At 70.3% G+C, this 10,511-nt stretch carries 8 protein-coding genes; 4 read left to right on the top strand and 4 right to left on the bottom strand.

Translation table 11 applies throughout. From position 1 onward, the window contains the following. Positions 1–42 precede the first annotated feature (42 nt). Positions 43–597, bottom strand: a complete 555-nt coding sequence (locus ACFWU3_RS04510) for a sigma-70 family RNA polymerase sigma factor (RefSeq protein ID WP_384430959.1) — start codon at positions 595–597, stop codon at positions 43–45. A gap of 347 nt (positions 598–944) precedes the next feature. Here ACFWU3_RS04510 and ACFWU3_RS04515 point away from each other — a divergent pair, with 347 nt between their 5' ends. After that, complete coding sequence (locus tag ACFWU3_RS04515; protein WP_384430961.1) at positions 945–2,192, top strand: CapA family protein; 1,248 nt, start codon at positions 945–947, stop codon at positions 2,190–2,192. Between the two features lie 48 nt (positions 2,193–2,240). Here the strand turns inward: ACFWU3_RS04515 and ACFWU3_RS04520 are convergent, their stop codons facing one another. Further along, a complete protein-coding gene (locus ACFWU3_RS04520) occupies positions 2,241–3,677 on the bottom strand; it encodes an amino acid permease (protein ID WP_384430964.1) in 1,437 nt (478 codons plus the stop codon). A 132-nt stretch (positions 3,678–3,809) separates the two neighbouring features. Then, the gene (locus ACFWU3_RS04525) at positions 3,810–4,271 is read right to left on the bottom strand and encodes a universal stress protein (protein WP_384430967.1); all 462 of its coding nucleotides are present in this window, start codon (positions 4,269–4,271) and stop codon (positions 3,810–3,812) included. Positions 4,272–4,331: 60 nt separating this feature from the next. Here ACFWU3_RS04525 and lysX point away from each other — a divergent pair, with 60 nt between their 5' ends. Further along, positions 4,332–7,640 (top strand): bifunctional lysylphosphatidylglycerol synthetase/lysine--tRNA ligase LysX, encoded by a 3,309-nt coding sequence (lysX, locus tag ACFWU3_RS04530; RefSeq protein ID WP_384430970.1) that lies wholly within the window; start codon positions 4,332–4,334, stop codon positions 7,638–7,640. Between the two features lie 101 nt (positions 7,641–7,741). Then, a complete protein-coding gene (locus tag ACFWU3_RS04535; protein ID WP_384430973.1) occupies positions 7,742–8,593 on the top strand; it encodes a polysaccharide deacetylase family protein in 852 nt (283 codons plus the stop codon). Between the two features lie 40 nt (positions 8,594–8,633). On the opposite strand, the gene ACFWU3_RS04540 is transcribed toward ACFWU3_RS04535, so the two are convergent. After that, positions 8,634–9,287: a class F sortase gene (locus ACFWU3_RS04540; RefSeq protein ID WP_384430976.1), complete on the bottom strand. Its 654-nt coding sequence runs from the start codon at positions 9,285–9,287 to the stop codon at positions 8,634–8,636. 322 nt (positions 9,288–9,609) lie between these two features. Here ACFWU3_RS04540 and ACFWU3_RS04545 point away from each other — a divergent pair, with 322 nt between their 5' ends. Beyond that, positions 9,610–10,458 carry a hypothetical protein gene (locus ACFWU3_RS04545; protein WP_384430980.1) on the top strand — a complete coding sequence of 283 codons (849 nt, stop codon included), beginning with the start codon at positions 9,610–9,612 and terminating at the stop codon, positions 10,456–10,458. Positions 10,459–10,511 lie beyond the last annotated feature (53 nt).

Consider the following 10,511-nt stretch of genomic DNA (forward strand, 5'->3'; position numbering starts at 1 on the left):
CGGAGGGCAACTGTGTCAAGCGACTGATACACCTGGCCCGGGTCAGCGCCTCACGGCCGGGCGTGGGCGCGCATAGCCGGGGAGGCAGCGGGCGAGGGCACGCAGCGCGTAGTACGAACGCGACTTGACCGTCCCCGGCGGTATCCCGAGCGACTCCGCGGCCTCGTTGACGCTCAGTCCCTCGAAGTAGATCCGCACCAGCACCGCCTGGTGGTCGGGGCTCAGGGACTCGACGGCCGCGCGGACGTCGAGGGCGGCGACGGCCGACTCGGTGACGTCCGCCGGATCGGGTGTGGTGGCGAGGACCCCGTCGCCGATCTCGGTCGGGCGGGCGAGACGGGAGCGGCGCGCGTCGATGGCGAGGCGGCGGCCGACCGTGAACAGCCACGGCCGCATCGACTCGTACGGAGCCTCGAAGGCTTCCGGGTGCTGCCAGGCGCGGACCAGGGTCTCCTGGAGCAGGTCCTCCGCGCGCTGCTGGTCCCCGTAGGTCAGGCCCTGGAGGAAGCTGAGGAGTGCGGGGCCGTGCTCGCGTTGCAGGTCCGCCATGGCCCGCTCGTCGGTCGTCGCGGAAGCGGTCACGGTTGCCGTCGCCATTGCCAACACCCTTTCGCGCGGAGGTCGCTGCTACGTGGCGTATACGAACGCATCCGGGCGCGAAGGGACAGACGGCGCACCACTGTCTTCGGCGAGCGGTCGCTCGGAGCGACGAATGGTGCGGTGAGCGGGTGGCCGGATACCGACGGCCGGTGAACCGGGCCGGAATCAGGTCCGGAACCGGGCCGGGATCAGGTCCGGGACCGGCCCGGGATCAGGTCCGGGACCGGCCCGGGATCAGGTCCGATCCAGTGACCCGCGCGGCCGGGTCGCTTGACGCGCCCCGGCTCGAACGATGCATTCGATCTGCCCCATTACGCCGGATTCGCATGGGTCGGGAGCACTCCATGGCATGCCGCCCGCCACAGGGCCACACCTCGCTCACGCGACGGGGAGCGGCCGCGGTCGCCGCCGTGCTGCTCGCGGCGACGGCGGCCTGCGCCGGATCCGACGGCGGGCCCTGGTCCGCGGACGGCCGCTCCGAGCGTCCCGCGTCCGTGCCCTCGGCCGCGGGCGGCGCGGCAGCCGCACGCGGCTTCACCCTCGTTGCCGGCGGTGGCATCCTGCCGCACGACGCGATCGTCCGGCGGGCCCGCGCGGATGCCCGGGGCGACGGCTACGATTTCCGCCCGGTGCTGGCCGGCGTCCGACCGGTCGTCTCCGACGCGGACCTGGCGATCTGTCATCTGGAGACGGTGTTCGAAACGGCGGAGGAACAAGGCGGCGACGAGCCGGGTGCCCCCGCCTTCACCTCCCCGCCCCAGCTCGCGAGAGACCTCGCGGCCATCGGATACGACGCGTGCTCCACTGCCTCGGACCACGCCCTGGCCGCTGGTGCCGCGGGCGTCGAACGCACCCTGGACGCACTGGACACCGCCGGCATCAGACACGCCGGCACCGCCCGCTCGGCCACCGAGGCACATGAGCCCGCGTGGCTGAAAGCCGGCGGTGCCAGGGTCGCCCAGCTGTCCTACACCTACGGCCCGCCCGGCGCGCGACTCCCCGAAGCACAGCCCTGGGCGGTCGCGCTGATCGACGAGGAGCGGATCGTCGCCGACGCCCGGGCCGCCCGGAGAGCGGGCGCGGATGTGGTCCTCGTCAGCCTGCACTGGGGCACCGCATGGCAGACGGCCCCCGACGAGCGGCAACTGGCGCTCGCCGGCGCGCTCACCGCCTCGACGACCGCGGGACGCCCGGACATCGACGTGATCGTGGGCGCCGCCGCGCACGTCCCGCAGGCGTACGAGAAGGTCAACGGCATCTGGGTGGTCTACGGGACGGGCGACCAGCTCGCCGGAGCCGGCGCGGGAGCCGAGGGAGTCGGCCCCGACGGTCGGCGTGACCCCCGCGGCGACCGGGCGACCATCGCCCGCTTCACCTTCGCGCCGCCCGCCCGTCCCGAAGGACGCTGGAAGGTGGCGAAGGCCGAGTTCGTGCCGCAGTGGATGGGCGTCGCCTCGGGGCTCGGGGTGCATCCGGCGGACGCACCGGCACAGGGCGTCGCCGGTGGCGACCGCGAGGAGGCGATGGCTGCCGTCAGCGCCGCCGTGCTCAGCCGCGGCGCCGCGGCGGACGGTCTGACCAGGGGCCGCTGAGCGGGCGGGGACCGACTGCGTTCCCCGCCCGCGGTTCGGGCCGGTGCCTCAGCGCAACCCGTTCTCCCGCCCGGCATCCTGGGACGTCGCCAGGTCCGACTTCCGGTAGGAGTACGCGAAGTAGATGACCAGGCCGATCAGCAGCCACACCGCGAAGCGGACCCAGGTGTGCCAGGCCAGGAAGGTGATGAGCCAGATCGAGAACACCACGCCGATCGCCGGGACGAACGGCATCCCCGGGCAGCGGAACGTACGCGGCAGATCGGGTCGCCGATAGCGCAGCACGATGACTGCCACGCACACGACCACGAACGCCAGCAGAATGCCGATGTTGGTCAGTTCCGCCGCCTCGCCGATCGGCAGGAAGCCGGCGATCGCCGCCGACGCCACACCGACGATCCAGGTCACGCGGGTCGGAACATGCCGTGTCGGGTGCGTCTTGGCGAACCACTTGGGCAGCAGTCCGTCGCGGCTCATGGAGAACCAGACACGGGTCACGCCCAGCATGAACGTGAACATCACCGTGAGGATGCCGATGATGGCGCCGACGGCGATGACGTCCGCCAGGCCGCCCAGTCCGACCGACTTGAAGGCCGTCGAGAAGCCGCTCTCCGGGTCGATGTCCTTGTAGTTCTGCATACCCGTCAGCACCAGGCACGCCAGGACGTACAGCACCATCGAGATCGCCAGCGAGTACAGGATCGCCTTCGGCATGTGGCGCTGCGCGTCCTTGGACTCCTCGGCCGCGGTCGACATCGCGTCGTAGCCGAAGACCGCGAAGAAGACGGTTGCCGCGCCGGTGAACGCTCCGCTCACCCCGAACGGGAAGAACGGGTTGTAGTTCGCGGTCTCGATGTGGAAGACGCCGACACCGATCACCAGCAGCACGACCAGGACCTTCAGCACCACCACGACCGTCTCGAAGCGGGCCGCGTTCTTGATGCCGAGCGTCAGCAGGTAGGCGATCAGCAGACACAGGATCGCGGCGAACAGGTCGATCCGGTGTCCGTCACCCGTGCCGGGTGCGCCCAGCATCCACTTCGGCAGTTCGGCGCCCGTCTCGCCGAGCAGGAAGTTGAAGTACCCCGAGATGCCGATGGCGACGACCGCCACGATCGCCGTGTACTCCAGCAGGAGATCCCACCCGATGAACCAGCCCGCCAGTTCGCCGAGTACGGCATAGCCGTAGGTGTACGCCGACCCCGCTTTCGGGATGAGCCCCGCGAACTCTGCATAGGAGAAGGCCGCAGCCGCACTCGCCACACCGGCGATCAGGAACGAGATGAGCACCGCGGGGCCCGCCGTGCCGTTGGCGACCGTGCCCGCGAGGGTGAAGATGCCGGCTCCGATGATGCCGCCGACACCGATCGCGGTCAGCTGCCACAGGCCGAGCGTTCTGGTGAGCTGTTCGGCCGTGCCGCCTTCCTCGATGCGCTCGATGGGCTTGCGCCGCAGTACGCCCTGCCCTGACCACAGGCCTGCCATGACTCACCTCTCCGAAGGTCTGGTGGGACCGATGGCGGCTCATGATGGTGCAGGCCCGGCAGGGACGGAAGACGCCGGGCGGAATCCGGAGCCGAGCGCTCCGCAGTGACCACCGGACGGCCGAACGGGAAGTCAGGGAACGACGGTGACCGGCCAGCGTCCGGCCTTGACCAGCCGTACCGCCACCGAGCCGATGAAGCGGTGACCGGCCGACTCCGACGCCCCGACGACCACGGCGTCCGCCTTGAGCTCGTCTGCGGCCCTCACCAGGCCGCTGTAGGGATCGCCGCGGAAGGTGTGGAACTCCCAGCGCACCTCCCAGATCTCCCGGACGCGCTCGGCGGCCGACCGGATCTCGGCGACCAGCCCCTCCGCTATCTCCTCGGTGGTGTCCGCGACCGGCACCCCCAGCGCCGCGCCGGTCGTCATCACCGGCTGGACGTACACGACCGCCAGCAGGGCGTTCTGGCGGCGGGCCAGGCCACTGGCGTACGCCGCCGCCCGCAGGGAGGAGTCGGAACCGTCCACACCGGCGACGATGACCTTCGGGCCGTCGGTGCCGCGTTCGAAACGGTGAGGTCGCTGCTCAGTCACACAGCCGAGGCTATCCGCTCCCGAGAGGCGGGCCGTGGCCGGTCTCCGTACAGTCTGATCATGAGTGTCACCGTGCAGGAGCCCTCTCAGGCACGCGGCCCCTTGCTGAGCCGGGTACCGAACGCGTTCGCGATCTTCTTCGGCCTGCTGGGTGTGTACTGCATCCTCATCTCGCTCATCCCGCCCCTGCGCCGCCTGCTCGCGCCCGTCTCACGCTTCGTCGACCAGGTCGCCGTCCCCGTCAGCGCGAACCTCGCCTACGCCGTCTTCCTGCTGCTGCTCGCCGCGGCCGTCGGCGCCCGCAAGAAGACCGCCTGGTGGCTGGTGGTCGTCTATCTGTCACTTGTGCTGCTCACCGACGTCCTGGGAGTGGCCTTCGACCGCGAATGGGGCTGGGTCGCCAACCTGGTGCTGTGCGCGCTCGCGCTGGGCGTGCTCATCGCGGCCCGCGGAGAGTTCTACGCCAGGACCAGACGCGGCTCCCTGCGCCGGGCGCTGATGGTCCTCGTCCTCGGGCTCGCCGCCGGTGTCCTCGCGGGCTGGGGCCTGGTCGAGCTGTTCCCCGGCTCCCTGCCGCAGTCCCAGCGGCTGGTCTGGTCCGCCAACCGTGTGCTCGGCGGGCTGGCCTCCGCCGGCCAGTTCGACGGCACCCCGCCGCGCGGGCTCTACTTCCTCCTCGGTCTGTTCGGCGCGATCGCCCTGCTCTGCGCCGCGGCCACGCTCTTCCGCTCGCAGCGCATGGAAGCCGCCCTGCACGGCGACGAGGAGGACCGGATCCGCGCCCTCCTCGGCGCCTACGGCTCCCAGGACTCGCTCGGCTACTTCGCCACCCGCCGCGACAAGGCCGTCGTCTTCTCGCCCAACGGCAAGGCCGCGGTCACCTACCGCGTCGAGACCGGCGTGGCCCTGGCCAGCGGAGACCCGGTGGGGGACCACGGTGCCTGGCGGCAGGCCATCGACGCCTGGCTGGCGGTGGCCAAGCGCCACGCCTGGGCACCGGCCGTGATGGGCGCCTCCGAGGACGGCGCGAAGATGTTCGCCCGCGCGGGCCTCGGCGCGATCCAGCTCGGTGACGAGGCGATCCTCCAGGTCGCCCGGTTCGACCTGAACGGCCGTGACATGCGGGTCACCCGGCAGGCCGTGAACCGGGTGAAGCGCACCGGGGCGACCACGCGCATCCGCCGGCACTCCACTCTCACCGACGAGGAGATGCGGCGCGTCGTCGACAAGGCCGACGCCTGGCGGGACACCGAGACCGAACGCGGCTTCTCCATGGCGCTGGACCGGCTCGGCGACTTTGCCGACGGCGACTGTCTGCTCGTCGAGGCCTTCGACGGCGAAGGGCGCCTGACCGCCCTGCTCTCCTTCGTGCCCTGGGGCAGGGACGGCATCTCGCTCGATCTGATGCGCCGCGACCGCTCCGCGCCCAACGGCGTCATGGAGTTCATGGTCGCCGAACTCTGCGGGGAGGCCGCGAAACTCGGCGTACGCCGCATCTCCCTCAACTTCGCCGTCTTCCGCTCGGCCTTCGAGGAGGGCGCCCGCATCGGTGCGGGCCCCGTCCTGCGGATGTGGCGCAGACTGCTGCTCATCTTCTCCAAGTGGTGGCAGCTGGAGGCCCTGTACCGGTCGAACGTGAAGTACCAGCCGGAGTGGTTCCCCCGCTTCCTCTGCTTCGGTGACGCCGGTTCACTCGCCCGGGTCGGTCTGGCCTCGGGCATCGCCGAGGGCTTCGTGTCCGTCCCGAGCCTGCGCAAGCGCTTCGGCCGCGGCCGGCCGGGCGCCCGCACAGGCGTCACCAAGCCGGTCACCACCGAGGGCCTGCCCGCCATCGAGGCGCTGGGACTGGTGGGCCCGGACTCACCGGCACAGGAGAGGGAACGGCGGCTGCCCGACCAGGTGCGCGTCCGCCACAGCAAGCTGGAGCGGCTGCGGGAGGCGGGCACCGATCCGTACCCCGTCGGCGTCCCCCCGCGGACCGACACCCTCGCCGCGATCCGCGCCGCACATCCCGCCCCGGTACCCGGGAGCCGGACGGGCACCACGGTGACGGTGGCGGGCCGGGTCATGGTCGTACGCGACCTCGGCGGTGTCGTCTTCGCCGTACTGCGCGACTGGTCCGGTGACCTCCAACTCGCCTTCACCCGGGACAGCACGGAGGCCCAGGTGCTGGGGTCCTTCACCTCCGACATCGACATCGGCGACCACATCACCGCGACCGGCGAGGTCGGCGCCAGCGACAAGGGCGAGCTGTCGGTCTTCGTGACGGCCTGGCAGCTGACCGGTAAGTGCCTGCGCCCACTGCCCGACAAGCGGCGCGGTCTCGCCGACCCGGAGGCCCGTGTCCGCCGCCGCTATCTGGACCTGGTGTCGAGCCCGGACGCACGGGACGTCGTACGCCGGCGTTCCACCGCGGTCCAGGCACTGCGCCAGGGCCTCCTGGAACGCGGCTACCTCGAGGTCGAGACCCCGATGCTCCAGCAGATCCACGGCGGCGCCAACGCCCGCCCCTTCACCACCCACATCAACGCCTACGACCTCGACCTGTACCTGCGTATCGCGCCCGAGCTGTATCTGAAGCGGCTGTGCGTCGGCGGCATGGAGAAGGTCTTCGAGATGGGCCGCACCTTCCGCAACGAAGGCGTCTCCTACAAGCACAACCCCGAATTCACGATGCTGGAGGCCTACCAGGCCTTCGCCGACTACGACGTGATGCTCGATCTGACCCGGGAACTCATCCAGGGAGCGGCGACCGCGGCCTTCGGCTCGCCCGTCGCCCACAAGGCGGACCGCGACGGCAAGCTCGTCGAACACGACATCTCCGGCCCGTGGCCGGTCAAGACGCTCTACGGAGCGGTGTCCGAGGCGCTCGGCGAGGAGATCGACGCCGACACCGAGGAGACCGAGCTGCGCCGGCTGTGCGACGGAGCGGGGGTGCCGCACACGCCCGACGACACCCGCGGTGACGTGGTGCTGGAGATGTACGAGCGCCTGGTCGAGGAGCGGACCATGATGCCGACCTTCTACAAGGACTTCCCGACCGATGTCTCACCGCTGACCCGGCAGCACCGGCGCGACCCTCGGCTCGCCGAGAGGTGGGACCTGGTCGCCTTCGGTACGGAACTGGGCACCGCGTACTCGGAGCTGACCGATCCGGTGGAGCAGCGGCGCAGGCTCACCGCGCAGTCCCTGCTCGCGGCGGGCGGCGACCCGGAGGCCATGGAGATCGACGAGGACTTCCTGGACGCGCTGGAGTACGCCATGCCGCCGACCGGGGGACTGGGCATCGGCGTCGACCGGCTCGTCATGTTCCTCACCGGACTGACCATTCGCGAGACTCTCCCCTTCCCTCTCGTGCGCCGGAACTGATCTCGTCCGTCTGTCCGAACAGCTCGGCTCGAACGGGTGTTTTCGCGGCCACTCGCGTGTTGATACGGCGCGCGTACCGACTGTCATGCGAGCAGTTGGTCATGAAAAAGGATCAGATGCTTCCGGGGCGTCGATCGGCGCTCCGCATCGTCGCGTGTCTCGGCGCCGCCGCCACGGCGGGGCTGCTCGTGACCGAACGGCCGGGGACATCCGGGGGTGCGGCCACCCGCCCGGCAGGCGGCCCTCAGATCGCCTCCGGGCCCCGGGCGGCCGGTCCGTCCGTCCGGGCATCCGCGTACCGGCTCCAGCCCATGACGGCGTACACCGCGCCGAGATACCGGCGGGCTCTGCCGCCGGTGCGTCAGCGCCCGTTCCTCAGAATGTCGGAGGCCGGCCGGACCATGGTCCTGACCTTCGACGACGGCCCCGACCCGCGCTACACCCCGGACATCCTGCGCACCCTGCGCGAGTACGACGTGCGCGCGATGTTCTTCGTGTGCGGGGAGATGGCCACCGACAACCGCGATCTGCTCCGCAGGATGGCGGACGACGGTCATGTGGTGGGCAACCACTCCTGGTCCCATCCGCTGATCACGAAGCTGCCGCCGTCCGGCATCCGCAGCGAACTGGGTCGCACCAGCGAGGTGATCGAGGACGTGCTCGGCACCCCGCCGCTCTGGTACCGGGCCCCTTTCGGGGCCTGGAACAAGCACTCCTTCGAGATCGGCGCCGAACTCGGTATGGAGCCGCTGGCCTGGACGGTCGACACGCTCGACTGGACCGAGCCCGGCACGAGGACGATCGTGCGCCGGGTGATGGAGGGCGCCGGGCCCGGCGTGGTGGTCCTCTCGCACGACGCCGGCGGCGACCGCGCGCAGAGCGTGGCGGCTCTGCGCAGCTACCTGCCGAAGCTGCTGGACGGCGGGTACCGGATCACCGTCCCCCGGCGTTGAGCGGCCGGCGGCGGCTGCCCGAGGCACAAGGCGGCGGAGGTCAGAGGGACTTGACCATCCGTGCGAACACGACGACGTTCCCGTCGTAGCCCTGCGCCTTCGAGTAGCCGCCGCCGCAGGTGATGACCCGCAGCTCGGCGTAGCCGGTGTCGCCGTAGACGCGGCTGCCGGGGAAGTTCTCCTTGGAGAACACCTCCACGCCGTACACCTCGAAGACCGCCGTCTTGCCGTCGAACCGGCTCACCTCGATCCGCCCGCCCTTCTCGAGCGAGCCGAGGCCGTAGAAGACCGCCGGGCCCGAGAGGTTGTCGACATGGCCGACGACGACCGCGGTCCCACGCTGCCCGGGGGCGACACCGTTCTGGTACCAGCCGGCCATGTTCGGGTCCTCGGCCGGGGGTGCCTCGATCCAGCCGTCCTGGTCCAGACCCACGTTCATGATCGGGGCGTCGACCTTGATCGAGGGGATGTGCACCCGGGCCGCGGGGGCGTAGCTGAGGGCTTTGGGGGTGAGGAGGGGGGTGAACGTCTCGCCGCTGGGCCGGGCGAGTGACGCCGCGGCGGCCGGCTGGGGCGGCCCCAGGCCGACGTCGACGCCGTTCTTCATCATCGCGATCCCCGTGAGCATCACCAGGGCCACCACGCCCCAGGGCGAGCGTTTCCTCGACACCGAGCCGTTGTAGTCCTCGCCCATGATTCTCCCTTTTGTCATCTTTTTCAGGCGCCTGTAGGCACGCTAAGTGAGCGTCACGGGACTGGCGAGGAGGGAAGGGCGAACGGGTGGCGAGAGCCAGTCGGGGTGACCCATCCGTGTCACCGGGCCGATAAAAACTCTGACGGTCTGTGACCTGCGGGTCCGTCAGTCATGTGGGCGTGTCGTCGGCGTGTCGTCTCACCGGGGTGGACCAGCGCCGAAATGCGAAGAAAGGTGCACACGGTGAGGGTTCGTCATGGAAGGCGTACTCGTCGATTTTCCCGGGGCGCCGCTTCGGAGCGTCTTCCGCTGGAGGTTCACGATGCGTGCTTCACGCACTCTCGCAGTGGCCGCGGCCGCGTGCGTGGCCGTCGGGCTGTCTGCCCCGCTGGCCGCCGCCGGCGGTGACAGCAACAATGGCAACAGCCCGCTCAGCGTCTCCGTCAACCCGCGGTCGGTCCACCAGGGCGGCACGCTGACGATCAGCGTCCGGGGCTGCAACCGGGGCGGCACGGTGACGTCCAACGCCTTCCGTCAGGTCAACCTCTCGGAGAACCGCGGCGGCATCGCGACGGCGATCGCCCGGATCAACGACAACGCCTCGCCGGGCCAGTACAACCTGGCCGTCCGGTGCAACAACACTGTCGGGAACAAGGGCAGCAGCAACAACTACCAGGGCAACGACAACGACCGCGGAAACGGTAACGACAACGACCGCGGAAACGGTAACGACAACGGCGGCAACAACAACCAGGGCAACGGCAACGGAAACCACAACAACGGCAACGGCAACGGCAACGGCAACGGCAACAACCAGGGCAACAACAACCAGGGCAACGGCAACGGGAACCACAACAACGGCAACGGCAACAACCAGGGCAACGGCAACAATCAGGGCAACAACAACCACAACAACGGCAACAATCAGGGCAACGGCAACAACCAGAACAACAACTTCAACAACAACAACTTCAACAACAACAACAATCAGACGGTGGCGACGGCGCAGTTCACCGTTCTCACGGGCAGGGGCGCGCAGGGTGGTCTCGGCGGCTCGGTCGCGCCCAGCTCGGCCGAGATGGCGGTCGGAGCGGGCCTCGTCGTCACGGCGGCCGTCGGCGGCACGCTGTTCATCGCCCGCCGCCGCCGCACGATCAGCGGCAAGGCCTGACCGGCCGAACCTCCCCGGTCGAGCTGAACCGCCCGTCGCCCCGAGTCCTGGCG

The organism is Streptomyces sp. NPDC058685 (assembly GCF_042714725.1).
Lineage (GTDB): Bacteria > Actinomycetota > Actinomycetes > Streptomycetales > Streptomycetaceae > Streptomyces.